We start from the raw sequence: 15,599 nt of genomic DNA, 5'->3' as shown, positions 1-15,599 counted from the left end.
GCTCCCACATAAAACCAGTCCGCGCATGATCAGGACACTTTGTTATGCCTACTGCCCTTTCCCGTTTCATCCTCGCCGCCCTGCTGTTGCTGCCCCTGGCCGCACACGCCAGCGACGCCGAAGACTTCCTCTCCGCCAACCCCAGCCAACAAGCCAAGCTGCTCCAGGACTGGGCCGCCCAGCCCGACCCGGCACGCATCGAGTTGGTCGACGCCCTTGAACAAGGTCAGCTCACCGTCAACGGTGAAACCAAAACCGTACGCCTGAACAACCGCCTGCGCAGCCTGATCGACAACGTCCAAGCCAGCCAGCAACTACTCGCCGCCGACCCCAAGGTGCGCCTGGCTGCTGCACAAACCCTGCAAAAAAGCGCACAGCCCGCGCAACTGAAATTCCTCGACCAGCAGGTCGCCAGTGAGACCAACGAGGACGTGCACACCGCCCTCAGCCTGGCCCTGGCCAACCTGCAACTGGTCGACCCTGACCCCGTCGTTCGTCTTGCCGCCGTACGCCTGTTGGGCAGCACCGGTGATCCACTGGCGCGCACGCGTCTTGAGGCGCTGCTCGCCCCCGGCGTCGAAACCGATGCCGCCGTGCACACCGCTGCCGAAACCAGCCTGGCCCAAGTCAAACGCAAGTTGATGCTCGGTGAAATCCTCGGGCAAGCCTTCAGCGGCATGTCCCTGGGTTCGATTTTGCTGCTGGCAGCCCTGGGCTTGGCGATCACCTTCGGCCTGCTCGGCGTGATCAACATGGCCCACGGCGAGATGCTGATGCTCGGCGCCTACTCCACGTATGTGGTGCAACTGCTGATGCAGCGTTACGTGCCGCAAGCCATCGATTTCTACCCGCTGATCGCCTTGCCCGTGGCGTTTTTTGTCACCGCCGCCATCGGCATGGCCCTTGAGCGCACGGTGATTCGCCACCTCTACGGCCGACCGCTGGAAACCCTGCTCGCCACCTGGGGGATCAGCCTGATGCTGATCCAACTGGTGCGCCTGGTGTTCGGCGCGCAAAACGTCGAGGTGTCCAACCCCGAGTGGTTGTCCGGTGGCATTCAAGTGCTGCCCAACCTGGTGCTGCCGTACAACCGCATCGTGATCATCGCATTCGCGCTGTGCGTGGTGGTGCTGACCTGGCTGTTGCTGAACAAGACGCGCCTGGGCCTCAATGTGCGCGCCGTCACCCAGAACCGCAACATGGCGGCCTGCTGCGGCGTGCCCACCGGGCGTGTGGACATGCTCGCGTTCGGCTTGGGCTCCGGTATCGCAGGTTTGGGCGGCGTGGCGCTGAGCCAGATCGGCAACGTCGGCCCGGACTTGGGACAGAGCTACATCATCGATTCCTTCCTAGTGGTAGTACTTGGCGGTGTAGGCCAGTTGGCCGGCAGCGTCATGGCCGCCTTTGGCCTAGGCATCGCCAACAAGATCCTGGAGCCGCAGATCGGCGCCGTACTCGGCAAGATCCTGATCCTCGCGCTGATCATTCTGTTTATCCAGAAACGCCCGCAGGGACTCTTCGCACTGAAAGGACGGGTGATCGACTGATGAACCAACCATTGATGCTGACGGCCACGCAAAAGGCAGGCCCCAAGGTGACGATTGCGGTGGGCGTGGTGATTCTCGCTGTGCTGCTGGCGTTGCCAATATGTTCACTGCTGTCACCGGAAAACCCGTTGCATGTGTCGGCCTACACCCTGACCCTGGTGGGCAAGATCCTCTGCTACGCCATCGTCGCTCTCGCCCTGGACCTAGTGTGGGGTTATGCCGGGATGCTATCCCTCGGCCACGGCCTGTTCTTCGCCCTCGGCGGTTACGCGATGGGCATGTACTTGATGCGCCAGGCGTCGGGCGATGAGCTGCCAGCGTTCATGACCTTTTTGTCGTGGACCGAATTGCCTTGGTATTGGGTCGGCACCCAGCACTTTCTCTGGGCGATGTGCCTGGTGATATTAGCCCCAGGTTTGCTGGCACTGGTGTTCGGCTTCTTCGCCTTCCGCTCGCGTATCAAGGGCGTGTATTTCTCGATCATGACCCAGGCCCTGACCTTTGCCGGCATGCTGTTGTTCTTCCGCAACGAGACCGGCTTTGGCGGCAACAACGGTTTCACCAATTTCCGCAGCATCCTCGGCTTCGGCATTACCGAGCCTGGCACACGGGCGGTGTTGTTTGTGGCCACGGTGCTGTTGTTGGTGGCGAGCCTGTTCATCGGCTGGCGCCTGGCGCGCAGCAAGTTCGGCCGGGTGCTCACTGCCCTGCGCGATGCGGAAAACCGCCTGATGTTCTGCGGCTATGATCCTCGCGGCTTCAAGCTGTTCGTATGGATACTGAGCGCGGTGCTGTGCGGTTTGGCCGGTGCGTTGTATGTGCCGCAGGTGGGCATCATCAACCCCAGCGAAATGTCGCCGACCAACTCCATCGAAGCGGCCGTGTGGGTCGCTCTCGGCGGGCGCGGCACCTTGATCGGCCCGCTATTGGGCGCTGGCGTGGTCAACGGCATGAAGAGCTGGTTCACCGTGGCCTTTCCGGAATACTGGCTGTTCTTCCTTGGGGCGCTGTTCATCATCGTCACCCTGTACCTGCCCAAGGGCGTTATCGGCCTGCTGAAGAAATGAGGAACGTCATGCTGGAACCTATTTTCGATGCAGGCGCCGGCCGCGACGCGATCGGCCTCGGCCAGGTTGCAGGCAAGGGTCTCAACACCCGCCACGGCACCATCCTGAGCCTGGAAGACATCAGCGTCAGCTTCGATGGCTTCAAGGCACTCAACAACCTGAACCTGTACATCGGCGTCGGCGAACTGCGCTGCATCATCGGCCCCAACGGCGCGGGCAAGACCACGCTGATGGACGTGATCACCGGCAAGACCCGGCCCAGCCACGGCACCGCCTGGTTTGGTGAAAACCTGGACCTGACCCGCCTGAGCGAAGTGCAGATCGCCCAGGCCGGCATCGGCCGCAAGTTCCAGAAGCCCACGGTGTTCGAAGCCCTGAGCGTGTTCGAGAACCTGGAGCTGGCGCAGAAGACCGACAAATCCGTGTGGGCCAGCCTACGCGCACGTTTGAGTGGCGAGCAGAAAGACCGTATCGACGAAGTGCTCGACACCATCCGCCTGACCGCCTCAGCAGAGCGCCAGGCCGGGTTGCTGTCCCACGGTCAGAAGCAGTTCCTGGAAATCGGCATGCTGCTGATGCAGGACCCGCAACTGTTGCTGCTGGACGAACCGGTGGCGGGCATGACCGACGCCGAGACCGAATTCACTGCCGAACTGTTCAAGCGCCTGGCGGGCAAGCACTCGCTGATGGTGGTGGAACACGACATGGGGTTTGTCGGCGCGATTGCCGACCACGTCACCGTGTTGCACCAGGGCAGCGTGCTGGCCGAAGGGTCACTGGAACAGGTGCAGGAAAACGAGCGGGTGATCGAAGTCTATCTCGGTCGCTGAGGAGAGCTGAACATGCTGCAAGTCGACAAGTTGCACCAATACTACGGCGGTAGCCACATCCTGCGCGGGCTGTCATTTGACGTGAAGATCGGCGAAGTCACCTGCCTGCTCGGCCGTAACGGCGTTGGCAAGACCACCTTGCTCAAATGCCTGATGGGTTTGCTGCCGTCCAAGGAAGGCGCGGTGAACTGGGAAGGCCGCGCCATCACCGGGTTCAAACCGCACCAGCGAGTACACGCAGGCATTGCCTACGTGCCGCAGGGCCGGGAGATTTTCGGACGGCTGACGGTGGAAGAAAACCTGCTGATGGGGCTATCGCGATTTCCCGGTTCAGAAGCCAAGGAAGTGCCCGCGTTCATCTACGAACTGTTTCCGGTGTTGCTGCAAATGAAGCATCGACGTGGCGGCGATCTGTCCGGCGGCCAACAGCAACAGCTCGCCATCGGTCGCGCCCTGGCCAGCCGCCCGCGCTTGCTGATCCTGGATGAGCCCACCGAAGGCATCCAACCCTCGGTGATCAAGGAGATCGGCGCGGTGATCAAGAAACTTGCGGAGCGCGGCGACATGGCGATTCTGCTGGTAGAGCAGTTCTACGACTTTGCCGCCGAGTTGGCCGACCAATACCTGGTGATGTCCCGTGGTGAAATCGTGCAGCAGGGCCGAGGTGAAAATATGGAAAGCGAAGGTGTACGCGGCCTGGTAACCATCTAATCTGTAGCCTCCTAACGATAAGCTCTTTGCCATGAACCTGCCCGTTACTCCCGCCCTGTTCACCCCCAGCTGGAAAGCCGAGCTGGAACTCGGCTACGCGCGTTTCGGCGACACCACGCGGCCGGTAATGCGCCGCCACCTCGGCCCGTTGCGCGTGCAAAAACACCTGTACGCCGAAGGCCCCGAGGTGTGCCAGCACATCATCGTGCACCCGCCCGGAGGCATTGCCGGGGGGGATCGCCTGGACATCAGCGCCCACGTCGGCGCCGGCGCCTGGGCACAATTGACCAGCCCTGGCGCCGCCAAGTGGTACCGCGCCAAGGGCCCTGCATTCCAGCAGTTGGACCTCACCGTGGAAGCCGGCGCCACCCTGGAATGGCTGCCCCAGGAAACCATCGTATTCAGTGCCGCCCAGGCCGAACTCACCACGCGCATCGCGCTGCAAGGCGATGCCCGCCTGTTCTACTGGGACGTGGTTGCCCTCGGCCGCCCGGCCAGCGGCGAGCGTTTTGACCTGGGCCACTTTCAATCGCACCTGGATATCCGCCGCGACGGCCAGTTGCTCTGGCATGAGCGCCAGCGCATTGTGGGCGCCGATGGTTTGCTCGATTCGCCCATCGGCCTGGACGGGCAACCGGTGTTTGCCACGTTGCTGCTGACGGGCGATATCGACACTGAATTACTCGACATCTGCCGCGCCCTGCCCCACGCAGTGCGCGGCGACCTGACCCAATTACCGGGCTTGCTGGTCGCCCGCTGCCTGGCCAGCGAAGCGCTGCATGCCCGCGCCTGGCTGATCGATTTATGGCGCCTGTTACGCCCCGCCGTGCTGGGCCGTGAAGCCGTCCCCCCCCGAATCTGGAGTACCTGAACCATGGACTTGACCCCACGGGAAAAAGACAAACTGCTGATATTCACCGCCGGCCTTGTGGCCGAGCGCCGTCTCGCGCGCGGCGTGAAGCTCAACTACCCGGAAACCATCGCCTACATCTCCGCCGCCCTGATGGAAGGCGCTCGCGATGGCCGCACCGTGGCTGACCTGATGCACTTTGGCACCACCCTGCTCAGCCGCGAACAAGTGATGGAAGGCATCCCGGAAATGATCCCGGATATCCAGGTGGAAGCCACCTTCCCCGACGGCACCAAGCTCGTCACCGTCCACCAGCCGATTGCGTGAGGCCTGATGATGATTCGTGACGCAACCCAAAACGATTTGCCGGCGATCCGTGCGATCTACAACGACGCAGTCCTCAACACCACAGCGATCTGGAACGAGCAACCGGTGGACCTTGGCAACCGCCAGGCCTGGTTCAGTGCGCGGCATGCCCAGGGTTATCCGATCCTGGTCTCGGTGGAAGACGGTGAAGTCACCGGTTACGCCTCCTTCGGTGACTGGCGGCCGTTCGAGGGTTTCCGCTACAGCGTCGAGCACTCGGTGTATGTGCGCAGCGACCAGCGCGGCAAGGGCCTCGGTCCGTTGTTGATGGAGGCGTTGATCGAACGCGCACGCGCCTGCGGCAAACACGTGATGGTCGCCGCCATCGAAAGCGGCAACCGGGCCTCGATCCGCCTGCATGAGCGCCAGGGCTTCATCACCACCGGGCAGATGCCCCAAGTGGGCATCAAGTTCGGCCGTTGGCTGGACCTGACCTTCATGCAACTGGCCTTGAACCCGGGCGCCGAACCGCCCAAGGAGTGACGTCGATGAACGCCGCGCAACTGCGTCGAGTCAATGCGGAAAGTTTTGCCCATTACCGTCTGGGCTTGATCAAGCTGTTGCTCGACGCGGTCAGGCACGGCGCTTCCGTCGGCTTCATGGCCGATTTCGACGAGGCCCAGGCCCGCGAGTATCTGCGCGGCGTGCAGGCGAGCATCGAAGACACCAGCCTGTTGCTCTGGGTGGTGGTGCGTGATGAGCAGGTGATCGCCAGCGTGCAATTGGCGCTGTGCCAGAAAGCCAACGGCCTCAACCGCGCCGAGGTGCAAAAGCTGCTGGTGCACAGCAGCGCGCGCCGCCATGGCCTCGGCCAGCAATTGATGAACACCCTGGAACTCGCAGCGCGCCAGCACAAGCGCGGCCTGCTGTACCTGGACACTGAAGCTGGCTCACCCGCCGAAACCTTCTACCAGTCGCTGCGCTACACCAAAATCGGTGAACTGCCCGACTACTGCCAAAGCCCGGACGGGCGCTACACCCCGACCGCCATCTACTTCAAGACCCTGGGGCAACCTGCATGATTCCTGGTGAATATCAGATCCAGCCTGGCGACATCGAACTCAACGTCGGCCGCCGTACGATCAGCCTGAGTGTGGCCAACAGCGGCGACCGACCGATCCAGGTGGGTTCGCACTACCATTTTTTCGAGACCAATGACGCGCTGACGTTTGATCGTGCGGCGAGCCGCGGCATGCGCTTGAATATTCCGGCGGGGACGGCGGTGCGGTTTGAGCCGGGGCAGAGTCGGGAGATTGAGTTGATCGATTTGAGCGGCGGTCGCCGGGTGTTCGGGTTTGCCGGACAGATCATGGGCGACCTGTAGGAGCCGGCTTGCCGGCGAAAGCGAGCTCGCGAGCGTTCTCACATTCACTTGAATTCCAAGGCATGCCCATGAAAATTTCTAGAAGCGCCTACGCCGACATGTACGGCCCCACCGTCGGTGACAAGGTCCGCCTGGCCGATACCGAGCTGTTCGTCGAAGTCGAACAGGACTTCACCGTCTACGGCGAAGAAGTGAAATTCGGCGGTGGCAAAGTGATCCGCGATGGCCAGGGCCAGAGCCAATTGCTCGCCCATGAAGTGGTCGACACCCTCATTACCAACGCACTGATCATCGACCACTGGGGCATCGTCAAGGCCGACGTCGGCCTGAAGAACGGCCGCATCCACGCGATCGGCAAGGCCGGTAACCCGGATATCCAACCGGGCGTAACCATGGCCATCGGCGCCAGCACCGAAGTGATCGCCGGCGAAGGCATGATCCTCACCGCCGGCGGCATCGACAGCCACGTGCATTTCATCTGCCCGCAGCAGATCGAAGAAGCGCTGACCAGCGGCGTCACCACCATGATCGGCGGCGGCACCGGTCCGGCGACCGGCACCAACGCCACCACCTGCACCTCTGGCCCGTGGCATCTGGCGCGTATGCTCCAGGCCAGTGATTCGTTCCCGATGAACATCGGTTTTACCGGCAAGGGCAACGCCAGTTTGCCCGAACCGTTGATCGAACAGGTCAAGGCCGGCGCCATCGGCTTGAAGCTGCACGAAGACTGGGGCACCACCCCAGCGAGCATCGACAACTGCCTGAGCGTTGCCGATGAATACGACGTGCAGGTGGCGATCCACAGCGACACCCTCAACGAGTCGGGCTTTGTCGAAACCACCCTGGCCGCGCTCAAGGGCCGCACCATCCACACCTATCACACCGAAGGCGCCGGTGGCGGTCACGCGCCAGACATCATCAAGGCCTGCGGTTTCCCCAACGTGCTGCCCAGCTCCACCAACCCGACGCGGCCGTTCACCCGCAACACCATCGACGAACACCTCGACATGCTGATGGTCTGCCATCACCTCGACCCGAGCATTGCCGAAGACGTGGCCTTCGCCGAAAGCCGTATCCGCCGCGAGACCATCGCCGCCGAAGACATCCTGCACGACCTCGGCGCGTTCTCCATGATCAGCTCCGACAGCCAGGCCATGGGCCGCGTCGGCGAGGTGATCACCCGCACCTGGCAGACCGCCGACAAAATGAAAAAACAGCGCGGCCCGCTGCCGGGAGACGGCCCCGGCAACGACAACTTCCGCGTCAAGCGCTACATCGCCAAGTACACCATCAACCCCGCGATCACCCATGGCGTCAGCCATATCGTCGGCTCCATCGAGGTGGGCAAGTGGGCCGACCTGGTGCTGTGGCGCCCGGCGTTTTTCGGTATCAAGCCAACCCTGATTCTCAAGGGCGGTGCGATTGCCTCAAGCCTGATGGGCGACGCCAACGCCTCGATCCCCACGCCGCAGCCGGTGCACTACCGCCCCATGTTCGCCAGCTTCGGCAGCTCGCTGCACGCCACCAGCCTGACCTTTATCAGCCAGGCCGCCCAGGACGCCGGCCTGCCCGAAGCCCTGGGATTGAAGAAGCAGATCGCCGTGGTCAAGGGTTGCCGCGATGTGCAGAAAACCGACCTGATTCACAACGATTACCTGCCGGAGATCGAGGTGGACCCGCAGACTTATCAGGTCAAGGCCGATGGGGTGTTGCTGTGGTGTGAGCCGGCGGATGTACTGCCGATGGCGCAGCGATATTTTTTGTTTTAATGAGGGTTAATCAACCCTGAAGGTGGGTTTATCTTCAGGGTTGAACGTCAGCACGCGGGATCAGGGAAACTTGATACTAATCATTCGTTCGCTATACCCATAGTCCATGCGCAGCTCAACACCGGCCGGGATGTCTTCAGTCGCAAACACGGCATTCAGCATATAGGGTGTTCTGACACCTGGGCGACTGGTCGAATGTTCGGCTTCAATGTGAAAAGGCACACCCTCGACGTTGTAACCACCCGGCGCTTGCCTTATCGGCTTGCCACTGGCGTCATACTCGAAATTGGTATTGATTCTGGACGTGATGTTGTCGCCCACGATAAAAATGGATTCGGGTTGGAGGGTCAGCGAATCCGGTTTCATCTGGTGGCCGACGACCATGCCAAACGTACTCTCCGAAGCGACAGACACGCCAGGGGGAATAATGACACCGCCATAAAGACCGACGGTTTCCCCTTTAGCGATACGGCGGTTGGCAACCACCATCGACTGACCAATCAACGCTTTTTCACCAGGAACTTTCACGTCTTCGGCGGTGAACGTTCGCCACTGCAGCTTCTCTTCATACAGTGCCCCAACGTGCTCATACCCTTCAAACTTGATGTACGGTTTGAGTGGTGCCGAAGAGTAGGTACGGCCCGATTCCATTTTTGCCTGTGTCTCCAGGCCCTTGATGCGAATGGATCTGCCCTGTAGATCACGCAGTGGGTATTTACCGTTGTTGGCGCGGTTATACGTACCCAGCTCATTTGTCAGGGTTGCAAAGTGCGCCTCCTGCCTCATGAAGCTGAGTTCTGCCGAGGTGTAGGGCGACACCTGCATGGACTCCGAGGCGGACTCAAATTCATCGTCAGACGAACCCGCGCGCATTCCCCCAACCTGGCCTCTGCGCCTCCAAACGCCCTTTACATCCGGCTTGGCCACAACCCCACTGCTGACCAGTTCGAACGGATTACTCGGGCTCTGCACCCGTAGCAGGTAATGCTGCCCATCACCGGCATCTGGCATGCTCGTTACAAAGTACTGCTTGCCGTTGAACTCAATGGCTTGTGCCTCTGAAAGTGCCAACACAAATGCAGGTCGCTCAGCGGGATCCGTCAGGGTTTGAAGGGGCTCCCGAGGCAGCAGGCGCTCAGCGATCTCCTGGCGAGTCAGCGCATCGATCAACGCGGCATCTTCAATCACAAGGCGAGCCTGCAAGTCCTTGGCCTGCGCGTCGTACGCGGTGGTCGTGAGGCTGCCGTCGGAAAAGCTGTCGTGCAAAGCGGCCAGCGCCTCTTGGTATGGCCTGCCTTGTGCCTCGAATCGCGGCCGGTATTTCTGGGTCACATAGTCCTGCCAGAACTCGCGGGACAGGAGTGCTTGAAACTCTTCGGGCGAGTTATCCAGCGCGACGACCTTGTCGTAGGCGGCGTCCAGCATGGCCTGGGTCACATCGCCCAATGCGGTAAATCTGACCTGCGAAGGCTGCCCAGGCAGTTGGAGCCGGTCTTTGAGGCCATATCGGTAAGCCAACCGTATTTCAACCTCCTCGAGCAGATGCAACCGCTGTGCTTTTTGTGCAGCCGTCAGGTTCGGGTTGTTGTTAATCGCCGTTCTGCGTTGATCGATATCGTTCAAAGCGACCTTCTCGACTTCGTCCAGGCGGAACATGCCTCTGGACAAGCTCGACAGGGCTACGCCCTGGGTTGAATCCATGGCCTGGAGCCTGGCTTTGTAAACCATCGTCATGATTTCCAGGTTACTGAAAGACAGCGCAGCACGATCACAACAGGCCGGCCTTCCTGCCCATTCGAACATTTGCTCGCGCAGGCTTTCGGATTCGGCGGAGTTTTCGGTGATGCTGTCGATGACCTCCCAGACGCGGCGCTGAAGGTCTTCATGACCTGCGCCCGCCGCTTGCAGGTCTCGCAGCACATTGAAGAAACCATCTGCGCCCGCCTGCCCACGCAGATCATCCCACTGGGCTTTTCTGGTAGCCGCCTGCTCGGTGGACAAGCCTGCGGACCAGCGCTGGAACGGTGCGTCGTGAGTCACCGCACGAGCGGCGACGCGGCTTGCGTTCAAAGGCACGGAGGCGACCAGCCGATTCGGCCGATTGGGCGAGGCCAGCCCGGCCTGTTCAAGGCGCTCGCCATACTCTCGGACCTGCTGCAATGTGGCCTCTGACCAGGGATTGCCGCTCGCGTCGGTTACGTTATTGACCCGTGCACTCTGGGCCAGTAGTTCCTGTGGTGGCGAGATGACTGACGCCGGGATCGTGGTCATCTGGTTGCCGATGAGGTCTATGCGGTCCAGCAGCGGTTGCTCGGCCAAACCGGTCGGCCAGTCAGTCAGACCTGCGTGCGCCATGTTGAGCGTGCGCATATCGGTTATCTGGCTGAAGTCGGGGGAGATACGCAGGTCGTTATCATTGATGAGTAAAGCCCTGAGCGTCCCACGCTCCGACAATAGCCTGGCCGTTTCCGGGTTCAAGCGAATCCGATTGTTCTGCAGAAACAAACGCGTCAAACCTCGCATTTCACCCACGGCAGGTGGTAGTTCACGCAACTGGTTGCCTGACAAATCCAACCAACGCACACCTCGGAACCTTGCGAGAAACCCCTCGGGGGATGTGGCCAGGTTCATGCGGCTCAATTTGAGCGAGCCGACATGGCTGAAGTCGGTGTCCAGGTCCGGCAGACTCGGCAGGTTCAGACCACTGAGGTCGAGTTCAAGGCCAATCGGTGTACCGTCGGTGGCGTGCAATTGAGGCGTCTGGCGTCGCCAGCACTTCAGAATGCGCTGCCCAGCCTCGAAACGGGCATCCTGAATCGTCGCACCAAAATCCAACATATGCGGCCGCAAATACCGCTGATTCGCACCACGTCCCGAGAACTCCCAGGCCTGAAGCTGAGTGGTGAGCGAATCGTATTCCTGCTTGAGCCGGGCCAACTCCACATCCGCCCCTTCGCCCAGGCGCCAGATGATCTCCCTGAGCCGTTGATCGATAAGGACCTGATAGATCTGCCGCGCAGCCTCGAACCTGGGATTGCCAGAGTCAAACGCCCCAATTCTCGCACCGTCGACCAAATCGGGTCGGGTCTCACCCAGGCGTTTCCAGTAGGCATCAAAGGTCTGCCAGTAATCCTCGGGAAAAGGATTCCCCTGCAGCATTGTGACGCGATTGACCCTAGCCATCGCCTCTACCCGTTCGGGCGGCGGGTTCAAGTGAGCCTGGGGCGCTTCGCGTAACCGGTTGAACTCAAGGTTGATCGACTCCGCAGCGGCAAGGTTCTGCAAGCCGGCTGGCCACTGGTCCAGTTGCGTCGCGTAAAGATTCAGCTCTTTGAGCCGAGTCATTGCACTGACATCCGGGGGCGTCCCCAGCGGGTTGAGGGCCAAATCAAGCATCTCAAGGCCACTGAGAGCGCTTATTCTTATCGCGTTTGTCGGGGTCAGCCGGATTTGATTTCGTGGCAGCTTTAAAGAGGTCAAGCCTGGCATCTCAGCGACCGTCGTCGGCACCTCGGTAAGCTTGCAACTGGAGATCTCCAAACGTTTAACCTGAGTAAATTGTTTGAGGAAGGTGTCGCCGCTCTCCGACCACTTGAAGAATCGCAACTCAAGCGTCTCGACATGGCTAAAATCCCCGCTCAAGGCCGGTAATGGAAGCTCCGAATCGGAGCCTGACAGGCTTAATTTATTCCCCGTCTCCCGCCGCCAGCAGCGCCTGATTTCATTGGCTTTGACAGCCGCCGCACCACCCGCACGATCAAACTCGGTCAGCGTCGACTGCGGCGCATGCTCTGTCGTCCACGCTTTCAACGTTGTGTCCAAAGCGTCGTACTCAGCCTCCAATCGAGTGAGTACACCAGAGATGTTCACGCCCGATGACCGAATGAACTCGATCGTTTGAGTCTCACTGAGGGCTGGATACAATTTGCGCACCCGCGCCTCGGGAGAATGCATCGTACGACCACTCACACTACGCAATCGGCTACAACCGGGCCCACCGCCCAACAAGCGCATCGTAGGATCATAGGGTGGTTTAAGGACCGGATGTTCCAGCAGAACCGCGCGTAATTGAGGCCGTGGCAACGGCGATTGCCTGATGGCTTGCTTGAGCTGCGACGTATCGCTCAGGTTCATGGCCTGCCGCTCCTGGGGCGACATTGCCTCCCAGACCGCTGTGTAAAAGTCTCCTGGGCCTTGGGTTGAAAATTCACCGTTCTCCTGGATAACCAGCGTCCTGGCCGGCGTGATATCCGGGGAGCCAATGGCATCCAGTGTCGGCCCTTGCGCCGAATACTGACGTAACTCAAACCGCGCCCCACGCCGCCACCCCGGCAGGGTTTCAAGGGTGCGCAAGGCCAGGCGCTGGCTGTCGATGTCCGTCAGGGTGTCCAGATGCAGCCCTTCATAGGCGCGGGATACGCGGGTTTCCTGCTCAAACCATCGCGCTTGCGCGGCCTGGGTTTCAGGCAGGCGGCCGGTGCGGCGAAACACCTGCAAATCGTCCGTCCCCAGGGTTTCAAGCACGCGCGCAGCCACCGCTGGCGATAGTTTTGGATAAGCGTCCAGGACCCGTTGCACATCGGGATCATCGCTGTGGGTCGACGCCTTGAAACGCGCTTCCACCAACGTGCCTTTGAGGGACGCCGCCGTGCTGGCGATGAACTGGCGCAGTTGCTGGGCCCGCGAATGCAAGGAGTCTTGAGGGCTGCCGGGAAATTCCGTGAGCGCAGGGTCATCCCCTTGCAGGGTGTACAGGACCTCGTTGAGCAGTTCGCCCCGGTCCATATTGCCCTGGCTCAGCGCCACTACTTTTCTTGGGGTCGATGCCGGGCCGACGCTTTCCCAAAGGATCTTGGCGTTATTGTCGATGACCCGAAGCAATGGCGTGTCGGGCAGCAGGCCGCGGCGCCGCATGAGGTCGAGCTGCAACGCCGGGTCCGCTTTTGCGTAAACCAGCGGATCGGTACTGTTCATCTGCTCGACGAACGTCGTGAGCTCTTGATGGATCTCGAAACGATGAAGGGTTTCCTCAAGCACCAGCGGGAGCGTTTCATGATTAACGAAGGTTTCCCGCAAGGTATCAGGCTCTACCCCACTGATACGGACTTGATCCGAGTGCTCGGCCAACCCCAGTCGCTTGAGAAGCGTGGGATCGTCCCAGGTCAACGGTTCTTCAAGTTCATGGCTCCAGACACCCTGATGGTTATGCTCCAGTTTTGGCGCATAGGCGTCGGGCCGAGTCGGATGCTGGATGCGGTACTGGCCGGTTTCCGTGTCCTGTTTGACCTGGTAATGCTTGCCCTCCAGCGGCAACACCGTCTGGTCGTTGACCGCATGCAGCCCCAGATTGTCGGCTTTGGACTGCGGTGCCAGTTCGACCGTGGAAGCGTACGGGTCAAGGTCGGCCTTCCATAACATCTGCTTGCCTGACGGCATCGTGACCGGCTTGAGATTATCCAGCGTGTTCACGTATTTGACGTTGGGCAACACTTTGGCACCGGCGGCAAAAAACGCCACATTGAGTGCCACCGAGGAAAAGTGTGCCCACGCCTCTTTCGTATCGCCCTGCTCAGCCGCTGCGATCCCTTCGTAAACCTCGTAACACATCTGCGCCGCGCCCACGGCCAGCATGATCGACCCCAGCCCCGGCACGACAAAAGCGGCCACGTTTAGAACACTGAGCACCGCATTGAGGTAGCTCTCCAACCGCTCGGTTCGAGCCTTGGCATCCTCGTCCCCTGTCGGCACGGCGACCGCTCGCGCATCGGCATAAATTTTAGTGATATACGCATTGGCCATGCGCTCCCACGTATTGCCCCACAGGTATCTGTCATCTAGACGCAAGCGCCCAGGATTGGGCTGCAGCGGATAATCGACCGTTGCATCATCGTTACCCGCAGGCTGATATAACCGGTTGAACTGTTTAAAAAAAACGCCCTGGTCACGCTTCGGAATAAACCGGCTGAAAAAACGCCGGTAAGAAACGCTATGCAAGCGCGTCCTGAGATCAGCCATGAAATCAGCGCTTGAGGCATATTCCCTGAGCGGTTGCTGTGGGTCATTTGGGATGTACACCAGCAGACGTTCGGCCCGGGGACTGTCATAACGATCCGGACCTATCAGCAAGGGTCCGACCAGCTCAATCCCAAAGGCTTTCAATACCGCGAACGTGACGCGCCGACCGTCCAGACTCACGTTCGGCGTATCGGCCAGCACTTGCTTGAGCATCTCGTAGGCACTGGCGCTGATACCCGCCACAACACGGCCACTGCGCGGGTCCGTGGCGAGCTGTAGATGGGCGACCTCAACACTGAGTGCCAGTTGCTGGCGGTGATGCTCTTGCAGCTGTTGGTCCAATGCGTTGCGCTCGTCCAGCGTTGCGGGATACAGCACTTCTTTGAGGTGTGCCTGATAGAGCGCGCCCAGGTCCAGGGTGCGGCACAGCTTGGCGAAGGCATGCGCAGGGATGGCCACGGCCTGGGAAGTGACCGCGTAGACCGTTGGAATGATTTCGCCGTCGTACGCACTGAAGGTGGTGATGACGCGGCAATCGGCACAGGTCAGCGGCTGCTCATCGTCAGGCTCAAAGTTGGCCAGTGCGGCTTCCAGCAGGGAAATGCCCTGATACCGGTCGTTGAGCGTCGAATTGTCCTGCTGCTCCAGCACAAAAGCCCCGAACATGTCGGTGCGGCCGCGTAATGCACGGTACTTTCGGGCGAAGTAGGTGTTACGAACATCGATGTCCAGGTTGAATTCTTTTTTGATCGCTTCTTTGAGCAGTTTTTCGGCAAATTCAGCAATATCGGTGAGGCTGCCCAGGCGATTCTCAATGGCGTTCAACGTCTCGCGATAGCGGGTGTGGCTGTCGCCCAGTAAGCCTTTCGCTTCCGTTGAGGCTGCCCGGTACCAACTGGGCAGTTGGTGCATTTCGTGGTTGGCGAGCTCTTCCTGGCGTTGTCTGCTCGCCTGGTTGAACCAGGCGGGCACACGGTCTTTCAGGAAGTCGTAATGAACACCGCGAGCGTCGGCGTTGAACACGCCGACGAGCGTGGCAGTTGAGTTGGGTTGTGACATGACGGATCGTCCTTGAGGTGAGGTAAAGACCCCAGCCTATCGAGCGATACGGTGTTGATGG

Annotated in this window: 11 protein-coding genes; 10 read left to right on the top strand and 1 reads right to left on the bottom strand. The window is 60.5% G+C overall.

All coding sequences use genetic code 11. The features are described 5' to 3' along the window. Nucleotides 1-44: 44 nt before the first annotated feature. From urtB to ureC, 10 genes are all read left to right on the top strand, one after another. The gene (urtB, locus tag HX793_RS08655) at nucleotides 45-1,547 is read left to right on the top strand and encodes an urea ABC transporter permease subunit UrtB (protein ID WP_177058950.1); all 1,503 of its coding nucleotides are present in this window, start codon (nucleotides 45-47) and stop codon (nucleotides 1,545-1,547) included. Beyond that, nucleotides 1,547-2,614 (top strand): urea ABC transporter permease subunit UrtC, encoded by a 1,068-nt coding sequence (gene urtC / locus HX793_RS08650; protein WP_177094700.1) that lies wholly within the window; start codon nucleotides 1,547-1,549, stop codon nucleotides 2,612-2,614. Before urtB ends, urtC begins: the two co-directional genes overlap by 1 nt. Then, entirely contained in the window at nucleotides 2,611-3,444 is an 834-nt protein-coding gene (urtD, locus tag HX793_RS08645) for an urea ABC transporter ATP-binding protein UrtD (RefSeq protein WP_178905468.1), read from the top strand. Before urtC ends, urtD begins: the two co-directional genes overlap by 4 nt. 12 nt (nucleotides 3,445-3,456) lie before the next feature. Next, entirely contained in the window at nucleotides 3,457-4,155 is a 699-nt protein-coding gene (gene urtE / locus HX793_RS08640; RefSeq protein ID WP_016976967.1) for an urea ABC transporter ATP-binding subunit UrtE, read from the top strand. Between the two features lie 31 nt (nucleotides 4,156-4,186). Beyond that, on the top strand, nucleotides 4,187-5,026 hold the full coding sequence (locus HX793_RS08635; protein WP_177051491.1) for an urease accessory protein UreD: 840 nt from the start codon (nucleotides 4,187-4,189) through the stop codon (nucleotides 5,024-5,026). A gap of 3 nt (nucleotides 5,027-5,029) precedes the next feature. Continuing rightward, complete coding sequence (locus tag HX793_RS08630; protein WP_010213535.1) at nucleotides 5,030-5,332, top strand: urease subunit gamma; 303 nt, start codon at nucleotides 5,030-5,032, stop codon at nucleotides 5,330-5,332. 9 nt (nucleotides 5,333-5,341) lie between these two features. Beyond that, nucleotides 5,342-5,854: a GNAT family N-acetyltransferase gene (locus HX793_RS08625; protein WP_305729397.1), complete on the top strand. Its 513-nt coding sequence runs from the start codon at nucleotides 5,342-5,344 to the stop codon at nucleotides 5,852-5,854. A 5-nt stretch (nucleotides 5,855-5,859) separates the two neighbouring features. Continuing rightward, the gene (locus HX793_RS08620) at nucleotides 5,860-6,393 is read left to right on the top strand and encodes a GNAT family N-acetyltransferase (protein WP_177094697.1); all 534 of its coding nucleotides are present in this window, start codon (nucleotides 5,860-5,862) and stop codon (nucleotides 6,391-6,393) included. Further along, complete coding sequence (locus tag HX793_RS08615) at nucleotides 6,390-6,695, top strand: urease subunit beta (protein WP_177051503.1); 306 nt, start codon at nucleotides 6,390-6,392, stop codon at nucleotides 6,693-6,695. The genes HX793_RS08620 and HX793_RS08615 overlap by 4 nt, the downstream gene beginning before the upstream one ends. Nucleotides 6,696-6,763: 68 nt before the next feature. After that, entirely contained in the window at nucleotides 6,764-8,464 is a 1,701-nt protein-coding gene (gene ureC / locus HX793_RS08610; protein WP_177094695.1) for an urease subunit alpha, read from the top strand. A 60-nt stretch (nucleotides 8,465-8,524) separates the two neighbouring features. Here the strand turns inward: ureC and HX793_RS08605 are convergent, their stop codons facing one another. Continuing rightward, complete coding sequence (locus HX793_RS08605) at nucleotides 8,525-15,538, bottom strand: NEL-type E3 ubiquitin ligase domain-containing protein (protein ID WP_177094693.1); 7,014 nt, start codon at nucleotides 15,536-15,538, stop codon at nucleotides 8,525-8,527. Nucleotides 15,539-15,599 lie beyond the last annotated feature (61 nt).

It is taken from the genome of Pseudomonas reactans, assembly GCF_013387025.1.
GTDB lineage: Bacteria > Pseudomonadota > Gammaproteobacteria > Pseudomonadales > Pseudomonadaceae > Aquipseudomonas > Aquipseudomonas reactans.
The sequence above is the reverse complement of the archived record's forward strand: the minus strand, read 5'-3'. Positions and strand labels throughout refer to the sequence as shown.

What these genes read in the sequence shown, in the direction of transcription:
- HX793_RS08625 (WP_305729397.1), top strand. Translation starts at nt 5,342, where the DNA reads ATGATTCGTGACGCAACCCAAAACGATTTGCCGGCGATCCGTGCGATC.
- HX793_RS08635 (WP_177051491.1), top strand. Translation starts at nt 4,187, where the DNA reads ATGAACCTGCCCGTTACTCCCGCCCTGTTCACCCCCAGCTGGAAAGCC.
- urtD (WP_178905468.1), top strand. Translation starts at nt 2,611, where the DNA reads ATGAGGAACGTCATGCTGGAACCTATTTTCGATGCAGGCGCCGGCCGC.
- HX793_RS08630 (WP_010213535.1), top strand. Translation starts at nt 5,030, where the DNA reads ATGGACTTGACCCCACGGGAAAAAGACAAACTGCTGATATTCACCGCC.
- urtB (WP_177058950.1), top strand. Translation starts at nt 45, where the DNA reads ATGCCTACTGCCCTTTCCCGTTTCATCCTCGCCGCCCTGCTGTTGCTG.
- HX793_RS08605 (WP_177094693.1), bottom strand. Translation starts at nt 15,538, where the DNA reads ATGTCACAACCCAACTCAACTGCCACGCTCGTCGGCGTGTTCAACGCC.
- urtC (WP_177094700.1), top strand. Translation starts at nt 1,547, where the DNA reads ATGAACCAACCATTGATGCTGACGGCCACGCAAAAGGCAGGCCCCAAG.
- HX793_RS08620 (WP_177094697.1), top strand. Translation starts at nt 5,860, where the DNA reads ATGAACGCCGCGCAACTGCGTCGAGTCAATGCGGAAAGTTTTGCCCAT.
- HX793_RS08615 (WP_177051503.1), top strand. Translation starts at nt 6,390, where the DNA reads ATGATTCCTGGTGAATATCAGATCCAGCCTGGCGACATCGAACTCAAC.
- ureC (WP_177094695.1), top strand. Translation starts at nt 6,764, where the DNA reads ATGAAAATTTCTAGAAGCGCCTACGCCGACATGTACGGCCCCACCGTC.
- urtE (WP_016976967.1), top strand. Translation starts at nt 3,457, where the DNA reads ATGCTGCAAGTCGACAAGTTGCACCAATACTACGGCGGTAGCCACATC.